This is a genomic window from Robinsoniella sp. RHS, assembly GCF_001029355.1.
GTDB classification, from domain to species: Bacteria; Bacillota; Clostridia; order Lachnospirales; family Lachnospiraceae; genus Robinsoniella; species Robinsoniella peoriensis.
Genome location: NZ_JNGB01000059.1, coordinates 1 through 15,516, shown reverse-complemented (window position 1 = coordinate 15,516; position 15,516 = coordinate 1). Strand labels below are relative to the sequence as shown.

General features: G+C 41.5%; 14 protein-coding genes and 1 pseudogene. 11 read left to right on the top strand and 4 right to left on the bottom strand.

What is annotated here, in order from left to right:
• The first annotated feature begins 42 nt into the window (after positions 1-42).
• The 4 genes from RHS_RS19725 to RHS_RS19710 are packed head-to-tail and all read left to right on the top strand — an operon-like array spanning position 43 to position 2,197.
• Positions 43-417, top strand: a complete 375-nt coding sequence (locus tag RHS_RS19725; protein ID WP_027293239.1) for a GntR family transcriptional regulator — start codon at positions 43-45, stop codon at positions 415-417.
• A 5-nt stretch (positions 418-422) separates the two neighbouring features.
• Entirely contained in the window at positions 423-1,280 is an 858-nt protein-coding gene (locus RHS_RS19720) for an ABC transporter ATP-binding protein (protein ID WP_047834133.1), read from the top strand.
• A complete protein-coding gene (locus RHS_RS19715) occupies positions 1,277-1,936 on the top strand; it encodes an ABC-2 transporter permease (RefSeq protein WP_027293241.1) in 660 nt (219 codons plus the stop codon). The genes RHS_RS19720 and RHS_RS19715 overlap by 4 nt, the downstream gene beginning before the upstream one ends.
• 57 nt (positions 1,937-1,993) lie before the next feature.
• Positions 1,994-2,197, top strand: a complete 204-nt coding sequence (locus RHS_RS19710) for a hypothetical protein (protein WP_047834132.1) — start codon at positions 1,994-1,996, stop codon at positions 2,195-2,197.
• A 69-nt stretch (positions 2,198-2,266) separates the two neighbouring features.
• On the opposite strand, the gene RHS_RS19705 is transcribed toward RHS_RS19710, so the two are convergent.
• Positions 2,267-2,821 (bottom strand): manganese efflux pump, encoded by a 555-nt coding sequence (locus tag RHS_RS19705; protein ID WP_027293243.1) that lies wholly within the window; start codon positions 2,819-2,821, stop codon positions 2,267-2,269.
• A 197-nt stretch (positions 2,822-3,018) separates the two neighbouring features.
• On the opposite strand from RHS_RS19705, the gene RHS_RS31435 reads away from it, so the two are divergent.
• The 6 genes and pseudogenes from RHS_RS31435 to RHS_RS31420 all read left to right on the top strand — a co-directional run bounded on the left by RHS_RS31435 (position 3,019) and on the right by RHS_RS31420 (position 10,105).
• Complete coding sequence (locus RHS_RS31435) at positions 3,019-3,141, top strand: hypothetical protein (protein ID WP_255348045.1); 123 nt, start codon at positions 3,019-3,021, stop codon at positions 3,139-3,141.
• Positions 3,142-4,043: 902 nt separating this feature from the next.
• Positions 4,044-4,517 carry a zinc ribbon domain-containing protein gene (locus RHS_RS19700; RefSeq protein WP_044293248.1) on the top strand — a complete coding sequence of 158 codons (474 nt, stop codon included), beginning with the start codon at positions 4,044-4,046 and terminating at the stop codon, positions 4,515-4,517.
• Between the two features lie 69 nt (positions 4,518-4,586).
• A pseudogene (locus RHS_RS31430) lies at positions 4,587-5,945 on the top strand ([FeFe] hydrogenase, group A); the annotation flags it as partial.
• Between the two features lie 66 nt (positions 5,946-6,011).
• Positions 6,012-7,454, top strand: a complete 1,443-nt coding sequence (locus RHS_RS31425) for a glutamate synthase-related protein (RefSeq protein ID WP_395023058.1) — start codon at positions 6,012-6,014, stop codon at positions 7,452-7,454.
• A gap of 270 nt (positions 7,455-7,724) precedes the next feature.
• The gene (locus RHS_RS19690; RefSeq protein WP_047834130.1) at positions 7,725-8,600 is read left to right on the top strand and encodes a DegV family protein; all 876 of its coding nucleotides are present in this window, start codon (positions 7,725-7,727) and stop codon (positions 8,598-8,600) included.
• A gap of 62 nt (positions 8,601-8,662) precedes the next feature.
• Positions 8,663-10,105, top strand: a complete 1,443-nt coding sequence (locus RHS_RS31420; RefSeq protein WP_395023045.1) for a polysaccharide deacetylase family protein — start codon at positions 8,663-8,665, stop codon at positions 10,103-10,105.
• 67 nt (positions 10,106-10,172) lie between these two features.
• On the opposite strand, the gene nagA is transcribed toward RHS_RS31420, so the two are convergent.
• From nagA to RHS_RS19670, 3 genes are read right to left on the bottom strand one after another with little or no spacing between them, the layout of a single operon-like run.
• Positions 10,173-11,291 carry an N-acetylglucosamine-6-phosphate deacetylase gene (nagA, locus tag RHS_RS19680; protein WP_047834129.1) on the bottom strand — a complete coding sequence of 373 codons (1,119 nt, stop codon included), beginning with the start codon at positions 11,289-11,291 and terminating at the stop codon, positions 10,173-10,175.
• A gap of 22 nt (positions 11,292-11,313) precedes the next feature.
• Positions 11,314-12,048 carry a glucosamine-6-phosphate deaminase gene (nagB, locus tag RHS_RS19675; protein ID WP_027293248.1) on the bottom strand — a complete coding sequence of 245 codons (735 nt, stop codon included), beginning with the start codon at positions 12,046-12,048 and terminating at the stop codon, positions 11,314-11,316.
• A 59-nt stretch (positions 12,049-12,107) separates the two neighbouring features.
• Entirely contained in the window at positions 12,108-12,713 is a 606-nt protein-coding gene (locus RHS_RS19670) for a carbohydrate-binding family 9-like protein (RefSeq protein WP_027293249.1), read from the bottom strand.
• Positions 12,714-13,242: 529 nt separating this feature from the next.
• Here RHS_RS19670 and RHS_RS19660 point away from each other — a divergent pair.
• Positions 13,243-15,516: glycosyl hydrolase family 95 catalytic domain-containing protein (locus tag RHS_RS19660; protein ID WP_395023042.1), on the top strand; the 2,274-nt coding region annotated here is incomplete at its 3' end.

Below are 15,516 nucleotides of genomic sequence, written 5' to 3'. Positions count from 1 at the left end.
ACAGTATATACTATAATATCAATATTGATAAGGAGTGATCGTTTGAAAGTCATTGTTTCAAACCAGTCGGAGCTACCGATTTATGTACAAATAAAAGAGCAGATAAAAGAGCAGATTATGAATGGGACAATTCCGGAAGGAGAGACACTTCCTTCTATCCGGCAGCTGGCTAAGAACCTGGGAATCAGCGTAATCACAACAACCAGGGCTTACAGTGAATTAGAACAGGAGGGGTTTGTTGCAGCCCGGCAGGGCAAAGGCAGCGTTGTTCTGCCAAGGGATAATGAAATGGTTCGCGAGCAGTATCTGAAGAGAATTGAACAGGCATTTGAAACAGCAATTGAAAATGCACGGTATGCGCAGATTCAGAAAGAAGAGTTAGTAGGTATCTTAGAGGCATTATTACATGAGGAGTGAAATGTATGAACATATTAGAAGTAGAAGGCTTATCTAAACAGAGAGGTGGATTTCAACTGAATGATATCAGCTTTCAGATTCCGGCAGGCTATATTTGCGGATATGTAGGACAGAATGGAGCAGGAAAAACCACGACGATTAAGCTGATTATGGAACAGTTAAAACACGAAATGGGTACGATCAGGGTAAATGGCATTACCTTTGAGGAAGATGAAATAAAATATAAAGACCAGATCGGCTATATTGCGGATGAGTGTTATCTCCCGGGAGAATATACCGCTGCAAAACTTGCGGCAATACTGGCAGGATTTTATCCGTCATTCCAAAAGAAAGTATTTTATGACTATCTCACCAAATGGAATCTTCCTAAAGATCAGAAAATAAAAGAGTTTTCCAAGGGAATGAAGGTTCGGATCATGTTTGCCTGCGCATTGTCCAGGGATACGAAGATTTTGATTATGGATGAAGCTACAAGCGGGCTGGATCCGGTCATCCGCACGGAAATTCTGGAAGAACTCCAGGAATACATTGAAGATGGGGAGCGGAGTGTTCTTCTTTCCACGCATATTATGAGCGATCTGGATCAGGTTGCAGATTTTATTTTCTTTCTGAATCAGGGCAATAAAGTATTCTTTGACACCAAGGATGAAATCCTGGATAAATATGTGGTGATTAAAGGAGGTTTGGAGGATCTGACGGAAGATCTGGAAAAAAAACTGATCGGTGCGAAGAAAACCCAGATTGGATTTGAAGGACTTTTGGAAACGGAACAGCTGGAATATATACGTAAGGATTTTCTTGTTGAAAAGCCAAGTATAGAGCAGATCATAGTGTTTTATATTCAGGGGGTGAGAAAAAGATGACAGGTAATACAATGCGTTTTTTGAAAATGGATTTTGGAACATTAGCTATGATGAATAAAATTGTGTTCTTCTATCCGGTTGTGGTATTTTTGTTCGTGATATTCCAGCGCTCCTTTGTTATGGGGGCATTTATGCTGATCTTTCTTTTTCCTACATTGGCAATGACGCCGTTTCTGGGAGAAGAAAGCCAGAAAATAAAAGTATTTTATGTATCTCTGCCTGCTACGGTAAAGAATATGGTATTGGGACGATATCTGTTTCTGCTGACAAGTGCCCTCGTACAAATGCTGGGAGGTCTGCTGGTTGCTGTTATTTCCGGCAGTTTTGGTGTACAGATTACTGGTTTGGATATGGGTTTATTTGTCTGCGGGGTACTGATGGATATTGCAGCATGTCTGATCATGTATCCTTTTGTATACAAAGTGGGAATTGTGAAAGGGAGAAGCCTGATTGGAGTCATGCCGATCTTGGCAGCCGGACTGGTTGCCCTGCTATTTTCCACCACGCAGGAAAAGATTGGTTCCTACCAGGAGATTTTTCAGTTTGTCATGAATAATGGATATTTAATTACAGCAGGCTTTTTTGTTATAGTTTGCATTATGGCTGTTATATCGTTTATGGTCAGCATCCGGATCTGCGAAAAACAGGAGATATAAATTCATTTAAGCATGCTGCATTTATATTTATTCAGCTAAGATCCTGGAGGTGGATACATGGAAAAATATGGTGTAATCAACGGAACGCTCATTGTAGTCGTCCTGACATTAAACTTTCTGAAAATGATTCCCAGTGAGTTATTTTTAGCGGCGGTGGTGATATGCGGAATAATGGGAATCATCATTAGATATGGCAATTATCACTGCTGCAGTTCTTTCAGGCAAATAGTCATACAAATCAAAAATACACTTAAGAAATAAACAGCACATCGAAAAGAGCAGAGATGATTTAATAATTCTCTGCTCTTTTCGATCCTTCACACCAGAACGTCATACAATCAATTCGATAATACCAATTGCAATTAACAGAATGGAGGAAGCAGGAGATAACATTTTAATAAACCGGAAATGAAGCAGCCGATATCCTAAACGGTTGCTTACATGCATAGAAATACAGGAAAACAAAGCTGCGAAAAATGCAATATACAGTGGAGACATATTCATGACACCGGCACTGAAAGAAGGGGGGATGCAGTTGATTGCAAGTACAAACCCCAGAAAGACAGTTTCCTGCATACAGGGTGCGCAGAAATCTGTTTCGTTTTCCTGGTCCTGGGTATTTTTGGGAATAGAATCTTTGATCAGGCAGAAGTAACCAAAGAAAATCATAATTACAGCACCTATAAAATTTGTATATACCAGGAAGTTTCCGGTAATTAACCTGGCAGCATAGGTTGAGCCGAACGCGCAGACTCCGGTTGTCAGACCTATTAGAAAGTTAGAAAATATGGTAAGCTTCTGACCGCGTATCCCCATATTCATTCCGATAACAAAGTTATCCAGATTGACTGCGATACCAATCAAAAGCGGAAACATGATTGACATATTAAAACTCCCATCTGCCTGCCTTTGCAGGCATTCAAATCAGGATGGTGACAGCTGTAAACGGATTATCACCTCTATATAATATATTCCCGGATATCCGTGATGTGACAAAGGGGAGTTGAGAACACGCTCTAGAGCGAACAATTTCAGCTTAAATTGGGGTTTAGCTGAGTAGGGACGCTTTGTAGATGTAGGTAGTGTACGGAAAGATGGGTGTGGGAAACTGGCATGGGCTCCGTCAGCTGGCCGCAGAACTGGTATTTTCTAACCTTTCCGAAGCGCTTTTTGGCGGCACGCGGGTATTCACCGAGAAATCCTGATGCATTTCTCGGTTCAGTACCCGCTTAGTATCCGATGGGAGCCAGTCGAATACTATCCGCCAAAAAACACTCCGGAAAGGTAAGTAAATACTCAGATCTGCTCTACGCTTCCTACGCCCATACCAGTTTCCCACACCCATCTTTCCGAGATTCAGTTTACTGCCACAAAGCTGGTTTTCTCAGCCTGGTGGAGACCCTTGGGCTGTGACGGGCTGTTCGTTTTTGGATGCAGCAGAGTGTGTTACGGCAGTTCAGAGTGATAACATCCAGCTGGTTTATTGGTTTTTAAGTGTTCTATGCCAATAGCGTACAGCATGCCACAACCCCGGGGCCCAACCATGCTGAGAAAACCAGCTTTGTATCAATAAACTGCATCCCGGAAAGAGAAGGGGGCGGACCATGGCAGGCGTTTGGAAGGTGTATAGCAGATCTGAGCATTTACTTACCTTGCCGGAGTGTTTTTTGGCGGATAGTATTCGACTGGCTCCCATCGGATACTAAGCGGGCAGTGAGCTGCGAAATGCATCAGGATTTCGGAGCGAATGCCCGCGTGCCGCCAAAAAGCGCTCTGGGAAGGTTAGAAAATGCCAGTTCTGCGGTAAGCCTTCCAAACGCCTGCCATGGTCCGCCCCCTTCTCTTTCCGCGCACTACTTCCATCTACAAAGCGTCCCCTTACTCATCTAAACCCAAATTTAAGCTGAAATATTTCGCTGTACTAGATACAAAGCGTCTTCTTAAACTACTCATAAGGAGATAAAAAATATTAGAATTTTATTAAAAATTACAGACAAATATTTGATAAAAAGGTTACTTGTGGTATAATTCAGGTAACGGCTTGAAATATCAGTTGTTAGTTGCAGAGAAACCCAAAAGAATAGATAATAATACGGAGGTAAACAAAATGACAGGAGATATATTTAGTAGTTTAATGAAAGGCTTATCAGAACTAATGCCAGAGGATGACCCGTGTATCAGAGCTTTTCAGCTGCAAAGTGATATTAAAAAGTTTAAAGCAAAAGAGGATGAGATTTATAGAGAAGTTGGTAAAAAGGCATTGGAACAGGATGGGGAAATTCGCTTTCCTGAAGATCTTAATAAGCTTTTAGCAGCCAGAAGACAGCGTCAGGCAGCAGAAGAAGAACTATTTGACCTGCAGTCGGGAAGAAAAGGTAGAGAAGAGGAAACTAGAGAAGAATGTGAAGAGGAAGACTGTACAGTCTGTGCAGAGTGCGGAGCAGCGAATCCCTGTGATCATGCTTTCTGCAAGGAATGTGGAGCAAAATTAAAAACAGAAGGCAGGAAATGCCCCGACTGTGGAAATGATGTTGAGACAGATGCAAAATTCTGCGGACAATGCGGTAAAAGAATCGGTTAATATATCGTTGACAGAAGATGGAAAATCTCCTATAATTAATAATAGTAATCATTACTAATATTAAAGAATATGAAAGGAAAAGTACATATGAGCAAACATCAGTTTACAGACATCCGGGTACCAATCAAGCCCGGCAATCCATCTATTCAGCGTCATGAGGAAAAATGTATCAAGTGCGGTCAGTGCAAACAGGTCTGTACAAACGACATTGCAGTAGCAGGAACATATGATTTGAGGAAGACAGGAGATATCCCAATCTGTATACACTGCGGTCAGTGTGCTAATGTCTGTCCGGTGGAAAGTATAACGGAAGTCTATGAATACGACCAGGTTCGTGAAGCAGTAAAAGCAGAAGAGAAAATTGTCATATTCAGTACATCCCCCTCTGTCAGAGCGGCGCTTGGTGAAGAATTCGGTCTGGAGGAAGGAAGTTTTGTCCAGGATCAAATGGTGGCACTCATCCGCAGACTTGGAGCGGACTATGTTCTGGATACTAATTTTGCGGCGGATCTGACCATTATGGAAGAAGCCAGTGAATTGGTGGAACGTGTGTCAAAAGCAAATAAGCCGCTGCCCCAGTTTACCAGCTGCTGTCCTGCCTGGGTAAAGTTTGTGGAAACCTACTATCCGGATATGAGAGAGCATATTTCTACCGCGAAGAGCCCGATCGGAATGCAGGGACCTACCATTAAGACTTATTTTGCGAAAAAAATGGGAATTGATCCTGAAAAAATAGTTAATGTGGCGGTAACTCCCTGTACGGCAAAGAAGTTTGAGATTCGGCGTGAAGAAATGAATGCAGCGTCTAAATATCTGGGCATAGAAGGCATGCGGGATATGGATTATGTCATTACTACCAGAGAACTGGCAAAATGGGCGCGGGAAGAAGAAATTGATTTTGTTTCTCTTGAAGGTTCAGACTACGATGATTTCATGGGTGAAGCATCAGGTGCAGGTGTGATTTTTGGGAATACCGGCGGTGTTATGGAAGCAGCTGTTCGAACAGCCTATCATTTTATTACCAAAGAAGAAGCGCCGGAAGAACTGTATGATCTCCAACCGGTCAGAGGGCTTCAGGGAATCAAGGAAGCAAGTGTACGAATCGGAGATCTGGATGTTAAGGTGGCTGTAGTATATGGTACGGCAAATGCTAAGAAGCTTATGGAAAAAATAAAGACTGGGGAAGCAGATTATCATTTCGTTGAAGTTATGACCTGCCCTGGCGGATGCATTGGCGGAGGCGGTCAGCCTAAGGATACAAAATGGCTGGGTGACACGCTAAGAGAGAAGCGTATAAAGAGCCTGTATGACAGAGATAAAAGCATGGAGCTGCGTTTAAGCCATAGAAATGAAGAGATTGTTAAATTATATGAAGATTTCTACGGTGAGCCATTAAGTAAGCTCGCAGAAGAAATGTTACATACCGGTTATTTTGACAGAAGCGGGGATCTGGACGCAGGTTCCGGCGAAGGGATGAAAGGCAGCGTGAAAAGTATGTCAAAGTTTAAATGTAGTATCTGCGGATATATTTATGACGAAGAAAAAGAAGGAGCTCTTATTACTGAATTAAAGGAATGCCCGATTTGTAAGAATCCGATAAATGTATTTGAAAAATTAGGCGCACAAAATTCTGATGTGGTGATATCCGAAAGCTCTATGACGGAGGAAGCTGTCAGGGCACAGGATGTGGAATCAGAGGAAGAAAATGAAAATCCGCTTGCCTATCCAAAAGAATTTGTCAGGAAAGACTCCAATAATCGATTTATGAGTGAAATTCATCAGATGGCAATGACCGGAGAAACAATAATCGAAGCGATGGGTACCAGAATGCCAATGCCAAACTGGGATGATATCCTTATTCTGGGTGCCCAGTTAAATCCACCGCCGCTTGATGAACATGCACCGGTAGACATCACTACGGTAATTGGAAAGCATGCGAAGAAGCCAATGGTCTTAGAAGGACCGGTATATATTTCACATATGTCTTTTGGGGCATTATCAAAAGAGGTAAAAGAGGCATTAGCTAAGGGAAGTGCAATGGCAAAGACTGCGATGTGCAGCGGCGAAGGCGGAATTTTGCCGGAAGAAAGAGATGCAGCTTATAAATACATTTTTGAATATGTACCGAATCATTACAGTGTTACACCGGAGAATCTGAAAAATGCAGATGCAATTGAAATTAAAATCGGTCAGGGTACAAAGCCAGGAATGGGTGGACATCTTCCAGGAGGCAAGGTTACACCTGAAATTGCAAAAATTAGAAATAAGCCCATTGGACAGGATGTGATCAGTCCATCAAAGTTTGAAGATATCAATACGAAAGAGGATCTGCGTGACATTGTTGAACAACTTCGTTTCGCTTCGGAAGGAAGGCCGATTGGAATTAAGATAGCTGCTGGAAGAATAGAAAAGGATCTGGAATTCTGTGTCTTTGCCAAACCTGATTTTATTACAATTGACGGACGGGGCGGTGCAACCGGAGCTAGCCCGAAGATCGTAAGGGATGCTACCAGCGTGCCAACGATCTACGCATTATATCGTGCCAGAAAATATCTGGATGAAGCAGGTGCTGACATTGATCTTGTTATTACCGGTGGTCTGCGTATATCATCTGATTTTGCGAAAGCAATCGCCATGGGAGCGGATGCGGTAGCAGTAGCATCTGCAGGCTTAATCGCAGCGGCTTGCCAGCAATACCGTATCTGTGGAAGTGGTAATTGTCCGGTTGGAGTAGCAACACAGGATCCGGAGCTTCGAAAACGTTTGAAAGTAGATTCATCTGCAAAACGTGTGGCAAATTTCCTGAATTGTAGTTTTAAGGATTTGAAAACCTTTGCCAGAATTACCGGACATGAAAATCTGCATGATATGAATGTCAGTGATTTGTGCACCATTGACAGAGAGATATCCGAATTTACAAATATTCCACATGCATAAATTTATTTTAAAATAATAGTGAGCCGTATCCGAACACAATTACTATAGCTTGTAACTGTGATCAGATACGGCTTAACTTATATGATGAAACAGAATCTTCCGGACTATTTTGCACAGGACATATATATTGTGATGTAGTAATGAAAACTATGTGAAAATATACAAGATATAGTAAAAAAGTCTAAATTAATGTTGTAATATAAGTCAATATTAGATACAATAACAATGATGTCTAAAATCGTTAAAATGCAGAAGAAGGAAGATATGAATATGAAAAAAATAGCTATTGTTACAGATAGTAATAGTGGGATAACACAGAATAAGGCAAAAGAATTAGGGATTCATGTAGTACCGATGCCTTTTTTTATCAACGGTGAAATGTTTATGGAAGATATTACCCTGAGCCAGGAAGAGTTCTACCGGAAACTGGCATCCGGAGCTGATATCAGCACATCTCAGCCATCTCCGGGGGATCTTACGGAACTCTGGGAACAATTATTGGAAGAAAATGATGAAATCGTTCATATCCCGATGTCCAGCGGACTGAGTTCCTCGTGTGAAAATGCAATGAGTTTATCCATGGGGTTTGACGGAAAAGTACAGGTTGTAAACAACCAGAGAATTTCAGTTACACAGTATCAATCTGTTATGGACGCAATTATGATGGCAGAGGATGGGTTCAGTGCATCAGAAATTAAAAATAAAATGGAAGATATGTCATTGGACTCCAGTATCTATATTACAGTAGAAACGTTAGAATATCTGAAAAAAGGCGGACGAATCACTCCGGCAGCAGCAGCGGTTGGTACGATTTTAAATATTAAGCCTGTTTTACAGATACAGGGCGCGAAGCTGGATGCTTATGCGAAAGTGCGTGGAAAAGTGAAGGCTAAAAAAACGATTCTGGATGCCGTAAAAGAGGATCTGGCTACGAGATTTAAGGAGTATGCGCAGCAGGGAAATATGGAATTTGGAGCAGCATATTCCGGTAATCTGGAAGAGGCATTGATCTGGAAGAAAGAAATTGAAGAAGCATTTCCTGACATCCCATGCCGTATGGACCCATTATCTTTAAGTGTGTCATGTCATATAGGCGAAGGGGCAATTGCAATAGGATGTTATCGGAAATATGTATCAGTAAAATAATAATAGTAAAATAATTAATGTTCAGTGGATAAGAGGATTGAAGAAAGAGAGAAGGGAAGGTTATGAAGTGTGGAAAAAAGAGGTGGATATGGGCACTTCTTGTAATTATTACAGTAGCCATGATGTCCTCAACAGGAGCATCGGCAAAGTCTCAGAAAACTGTTGATAAGTCTGGCAGCGGCACTAAGACCGGAAGGAAAGTCTCTGGAAAAGCAATCCAGGGACAGCTGCAGCTGAAAAATGTCATGAAAGCAGCTCGCAGAAACGGAAAATGGGTGAAATCGGCAGGCAGATATAAGTTCCGTTTTATTAATGGGACTTATGCTTCTCATCAGTGGGTGAATATTAAAGGAAAAATCTATTATTTTAATAAAGAAGGATTCCGTGTTTCCGGCTGGAAAAAATATGGCAATTACAAGTATTTTTTAAATAAAGACGGTTCACTGCGAACAGGATGGTTTCAATATAAGCGCAGACAGTATTATTCAAATACCAGGACGGGTGTGATGCGGACCGGTTGGTTTACCTGGCATAAGAATAAGTATTATTTTGGTAAAGACGGTAAGATGGCTGTGGGGTGGCGTACCATAGACAAAAAGCGTTATCATTTTGGAAAAGATGGCAAAATGTCAAAAGGTTTTCAGAAGATCGGTTCCGCTACGTACTATTTTACCGGGAGCGGCAGGCGGGTGACAGGCTGGCTGCGTTACCATAACAAATATTATTACCTGAAGTCTGACGGCAGGATGGCAGCTGGCTGGCTCAAACGAAATGGAAAGAAATATTATTTCCGGGAAGATGGGACAAGAACCACGGGAGATTCCTTTATAAAAGGACAGTGGTACCACTTTAATAAGAATGGTGTGTACGATCCAAAAGCGAAAGTAACCCCAAAGATCGATCCGAAAAAACCTATGGTGGCGCTGACCTTTGATGATGGTCCCGGACCATATACAGAAAGGCTGCTGGACTGTATTGAAAGAAATAAAGTGCGGGCAACATTTTTCCTGGTAGGCCAGAGTATTCCGATTTATCCAAATGCGGTGAAAAGAGAATATGATTTAAAATGTGAGATTGGCAATCATACATATGATCATCCACAGCTGACAAGAATTTCAGATAGTCAGATATCGTCACAGATCAACAGTACCAATACAAATATTCGGAATATAACAGGGCATAATGCTACGCTGTTAAGGCCGCCTTACGGAGCTTATAATGCTGCGGTAAACGCATTGGCAGGAATGCCAGTAATTATGTGGTCGATTGATACAAGAGACTGGGAAACAAGAAATACCCAGAGTACAGTTGATGCAGTTCTAAACCATGTAAGAGATGGAGACATTATTTTGATGCATGATATCCATCTTCCTACCGTTGCGGCAGCTGAAATTATAATACCGGAATTATTAGGACGAGGGTATCAGCTGGTTACCGTCAGTGAGCTGGGATATTATAAGCGGGGCGGACTGACAAATGGTGCGGTGTATTCCAGTTTATATTAAAGTGAATGAGGCGTATAGAAAAGAGCAGCAGAGAAAAAGTAATGATTTCTCTGCTGCTCTTTTTATTTTAGATTTCTTTCCCTTTTAACAATACTTTTTCAATATTGAGGTCCTGATCCAGAAGAACAATATTTGCAATCTTACCTGTTTCCAGGCTGCCGTATTGATCATATATCTCAACGGATTTTGCAGAATTTACTGCAGCACATTTGATAGCGCTTGCAAGGGGAATGCCCATTTTTTTAACGGCTGTGCGGACACAGTCCATCAGATTCGTCGCGGAACCGGCGATGGTACCACTCTCTAAAGTTGCCAGGTTTCCGACTACTTTTACCGGCTGGCCGCCAAGGGAATAGTCACCGTCTGTCAGACCGGTTGCCATCATGCTGTCGCTGATCAGTATAACACGGTCATCTCCGAACATTTTAAAGGTTGTTCTGACTACGGAAGGGTGGATATGGATACCATCACAGATCAATTCAACACGGCAGTTATCATGATCGCATGCGGCTCCGATTACACCGGGTTCACGATGGGAAAATGGTGGCATCGCATTGTAGAGATGGGTTGCATGTCTTGCACCTCTGTCATATGCTTCGTTTGCAATCTCATAATCAGCTGTTGTATGAGCGATGGATATTCCAACTTCATCTTTCAGGGCGTCAATAAATTCCATTGAGCCTTCCTCTTCCGGTGCAATATCAACCAGTTTTACAAGGTTTCCGGATGCAGCCTGAAGGCGGCGGAACATTTCAATATCCGGTTTGTGGATATATTTACCATTCTGAGCTCCTTTTTTCTTTGATGCAATAAAAGGACCCTCCATATTAATACCGCAGAGGATAGCACCTGATTTATTTTCATAGGCAGCTGCAGTCTTGCAGATTTTTTCCAGACGCGGTTCATCGAAAGTCATCGTTGCAGGCACAATGGTCGTAATGCCGTTTTTAAGCTGATATTCAGCAATTTTTTGAATGGCTTCTTCCGTTCCATCACAGAAATCATAGCCTACGCAGCCATGAAAGTGGATATCCGTCAATCCGGGAATAGCATACATGCCTTCCGCATCGATAATTACGTCATCTTCCGTATCTGGGCTGTCAGCAAATTTATCATTTTGTATATAGAGGTCTTTTTTTTCAAAATAACCATCTGAGTGAAATACATTTGCATTTTTTATTATCATATTTTATTTCCCTTCATTACTGTTATGCATTTTCAATTTTCGATAAAGCTGCAGCATCTGCTACAATTGTTACATCATTGTGAAGCTGCAGAATGGATGCAGGAACCTGTGGAGTGATTGGTCCTTCCACTACTTTTTTCAGGATTTCAGCTTTGTCGGCTCCGCTGACAACTACTAAAACCTTGCGTGCCTGCATAATGGTCTGAATTCCCATTGTGTATGCCTGTCTCGGCACATCTTCTTCTTTTTCAAAGAAACGTGTATTGGCTTCAATGGTACTTGCTGTCAAGTCAACACAATGAGTCTGTTTTTCAAAATTATCGCTTGGTTCGTTAAAACCGATATGGCCGTTATGTCCAAGTCCTAATAACTGTAAGTCAATTCCGCCTACATCAGAAATGATCTGATTGTACATAGAGCACGCTTTATCCGCATCCGGTTCTAAACCATCCGGTACAAATGTACGTTCTTTGCGGATATTGATGCTGTTAAACAGGTTGGTATTCATGAAATAACGGTAGCTCTGGTCACTGTCAGCGCCAAGTCCTTTGTATTCGTCCAGGTTTACACTGGTGACACGTCCAAAATCCAGGTCACCTTTGGTATACCAGTCAATTAATTGTTTGTATGTTCCGATCGGAGTTGAGCCGGTAGCCAGACCCAGTACGCAGTCAGGTTTCATGATAACCTGTGCAGAAATAATATTTGCTGCCTTTCTACTCATATCATCATAATCTTTTGCTTTTACTATTTGCATAATTATTCTCCTTTTCTATTTACGGCAGAGTAGCTCTGCTTTCTTAACGTTTTGTATTTCTATTGTATGACTGCTTTTGCGAAAAATTGTGGTAAATGAAAATTTGGTGTTTCATTTTCAATCTTTGTAAAGCTGCCAAAATGAGTCAGACCTTCGCTCTCTTTTATTTTATAAAAATTACAGGTGATGGCATTTCCTGTTTGGAAATCACAATGACCATATACATACCGGATCAGGTCCAGTGGTACCGTCAATTCCAGTGTCCAGAAGTTTTCGTATAAAGTACCGGTGCATTGACAGGCTTCATGCAGCTCCATTGGAAAAATCTTTCGGTTGTTTCTTTCGTCCCCATATTTGGCATGGAGTGCTCCGTTGGAATTTGCTTCAAGGTTAATGTAGCAATTCGGGCGTTCCGCAGGATAAAATTGAAAGAATGCTTCCATAGTGCTGTCCAGATGTACCGGGTCGTTGGGATTAAAATATTTCCTTACCGGATCTTTTTCTTCGCAGGTCATTTTTACATAAAATCCGGTTCCGGGGATAAATCCCAGACTTCCATAGGTTTTAGGACGATAGTCGCCTCCCCAGTTATACTGGTCAACATTAAAAACAGGACAATTTCCAATCTCTTCTTTTGAAGAAATGGTTTGGATTATGTATTCCATTAAATACCTCCCTTGCATATAAAATCGAACTTAGAAAGCTTGTATGCTCACAATTACTATTGTAACCTATACAGGAAAAAAAGGCAAAGGGTTCATGAGAAATTGGCAAATAATTATAAAAAATAGCAGGAATGTACAAATGAATAACAGACAGAAAGCATTCTTTAGCAGGTCTGAAGTTAGGCAATTTTTCAATTCAAAATTATGAAGATTTGGTATAAACATAAAAATACAATAAGTAAAAAAGACAAGAAAGATAAAATAATAGGCAATATGACTAAAAAGTTAAAAATATGTAATAAAATGGATAAAATATTAACCAATAAAAGTAAAATAGTAACGGTTGCATATGTTTACAATGCACATCTCGTCATGTTATATTAAGGCAAGCTTTGATAGTGCGAAGAGATATCTGAGGTGGTTTTTTGTGAATGTTGATGAAAATAACAGGAAAGGAGAAGAAAAATTAAAAGCCAGGAAGATAAAGCGTCGCTAATTCATTGTATAACGAATTGTAAGGGAGATTACTATGAAACTGAAGAAGATGATAGCAGGTATTTTAAGTACATGTATGGTTGCAACATCCCTAGTGGTTCCAGGAGATGTCCTCAATGTGCAGGCGGCGGAATCCAAAGCGGAGACAAAAGCAGCAGGACAGGAGAATCCACTCAGATTGTGGTACAATAAGCCGGTGAGCAAGGGAAATCTTATTCCGGGCAGAACGGGCGGTTTCGGAACAACAGCGGAAGATGACCGCTGGCAGCAGCTTACATTACCAATCGGCAATAGCTATATGGGCGCAAATGTGTATGGTGAAATTGGAAAAGAACACCTTACTTTTAACCAGAAGACATTATGGAATGGCGGACCAAGTACGAAAAGGCCGGATTATAATGGCGGAAATAAACAGACGGCATCCAACGGGGCAAAAATGTCAGATGTCTTTAAATCGGTAGGACAGCTTTTCCTGGAAGGGAAAAACGATGAAGCTTCCAATCTGTGTAATCAATTGACAGGAGAATCCGATGGTTATGGGGCTTATCAGTCCTGGGGCGATATTTATCTGGACTTTAAAGGGGTTACGGATAGTACTGCTGTTCAGAACTATCAGAGGGATCTTGATCTTACCAAAGCAATTGCAAATGTAGATTATACCCTGGAAGGAACGAATTTCCACAGAGAATATTTTATTAGTTATGCAGATAATGTACTGGCTATGAAATTGACGGCAGATGGATCGAAAAAGTTAGAATTTGACGTGAGTTTCCCGGTAGATAATGCAGAGAATGTTGCAAATAACGGATTAGGTAAATCGGTTACCTATAAAGCAGAAGGAAATACGTTGGTTACTGCCGGACAGATGCAGGATAATCAGCTGAAAATGAATTCCATGCTGAAGGTTGTCACAGAAGGACAGGTTAATCCGGGATCAGATAACCAGTCATTGCATGTATCGGATGCTTCTTCTGTAGTAATATATGTATCAGCAGATACAGACTATAAAGATTCCTATCCGAAATACCGCACTGGAGAGAGCGACGAGGAACTGGCTGCAAGTGTGAAAGCAACAGTTGAAAAAGCAGCAGGTAAAAATTACGATCAGGTAAAAGCGGACCACATTGCGGACTATACCAATATCTTTGACCGTGTAGATCTGGATCTGGGACAGGGAGTTTCTTCCAAGCCAACAGATGAACTGCTGGCAGCTTATAAGGCAAATACTGCAACACCAGAAGAACGCAGCCAATTGGAAGTTATCTTATACCAGTATGGACGTTTTATGACGATTGAGTCTTCCAGAGAAGGGGATTTACCGGCAAACTTACAGGGTGTATGGCAGAACCGTGTAGGCGATGCAAATCGTGTACCCTGGGGCAGCGATTACCACATGAATGTAAATCTTCAGATGAATTACTGGCCAACCTATTCTGCAAATATGGCGGAATGTGCAAAACCATTGATTGAATATGTGGATGGATTGCGTGAACCTGGCCGTGTTACTGCAAAAGATTATTTTGGAATAGAGAGCACAGAAGAAAATCCGGAGAATGGATTTACTGCACATACACAGAATACACCGTTTGGATGGACTTGTCCCGGATGGGCATTTTCCTGGGGATGGTCACCTGCAGCGGTACCGTGGATTCTTCAAAATTGCTGGGAATATTATGAATACACCGGCGATGTTGAATACATGAGAGATAAGTTGTATCCGATGTTAAAAGAAGAAGCAAAGCTTTATGATCAGATTTTAACAGACAGTGGTGTTGAAATTACAAAGCCGAATGGTGAGAAATCCACAAGACTGGTATCTGTTCCTACATATTCCCCGGAGCATGGACCAAGGACATTGGGAAATGCATACGAGCAGGAACTGATCTGGCAATTATACGAAGATGCAATTATCGGTGCTAAGATTTTAGGTGAAGATGAGGCTCTGATTCAGAAATGGCAGGATACTCAGGACAGATTAGCACCAATCGAAATCGGTGAAAGCGGACAGATTAAAGAATGGTACGATGAAACTACCCTGGGAAGCATTGGTGAAAGAGGACATCGCCATATGTCACATTTACTGGGACTGTTCCCGGGAGATTTGATTTCCGTAGACAATGATCAGTATATGGATGCAGCAATCGTTTCCTTAAAAGACCGTGGTATGAAGAGTACCGGATGGGGAATGGGTCAGCGTATCAATTCCTGGGCAAGAACAGGACAGGGAAACAGTGCTTATGATTTAGTGAAGACACTGTTCAACGATGGTATCAATCCAAACCTTTTTGATTCCCATGCTCCTTTCCAG

Coding starts and splice junctions, on each gene's coding strand:
- RHS_RS19715 (WP_027293241.1), top strand. CDS start 1,277: ATGACAGGTAATACAATGCGTTTTTTGAAAATGGATTTTGGAACATTA.
- nagB (WP_027293248.1), bottom strand. CDS start 12,048: ATGCAAATAGTAAAAGCAAAAGATTATGATGATATGAGTAGAAAGGCA.
- RHS_RS19670 (WP_027293249.1), bottom strand. CDS start 12,713: ATGGAATACATAATCCAAACCATTTCTTCAAAAGAAGAGATTGGAAAT.
- RHS_RS19705 (WP_027293243.1), bottom strand. CDS start 2,821: ATGTCAATCATGTTTCCGCTTTTGATTGGTATCGCAGTCAATCTGGAT.
- RHS_RS19690 (WP_047834130.1), top strand. CDS start 7,725: ATGAAAAAAATAGCTATTGTTACAGATAGTAATAGTGGGATAACACAG.
- RHS_RS19700 (WP_044293248.1), top strand. CDS start 4,044: ATGACAGGAGATATATTTAGTAGTTTAATGAAAGGCTTATCAGAACTA.
- RHS_RS19720 (WP_047834133.1), top strand. CDS start 423: ATGAACATATTAGAAGTAGAAGGCTTATCTAAACAGAGAGGTGGATTT.
- nagA (WP_047834129.1), bottom strand. CDS start 11,291: ATGATAATAAAAAATGCAAATGTATTTCACTCAGATGGTTATTTTGAA.
- RHS_RS31420 (WP_395023045.1), top strand. CDS start 8,663: ATGAAGTGTGGAAAAAAGAGGTGGATATGGGCACTTCTTGTAATTATT.
- RHS_RS31425 (WP_395023058.1), top strand. CDS start 6,012: ATGTCAAAGTTTAAATGTAGTATCTGCGGATATATTTATGACGAAGAA.
- RHS_RS19710 (WP_047834132.1), top strand. CDS start 1,994: ATGGAAAAATATGGTGTAATCAACGGAACGCTCATTGTAGTCGTCCTG.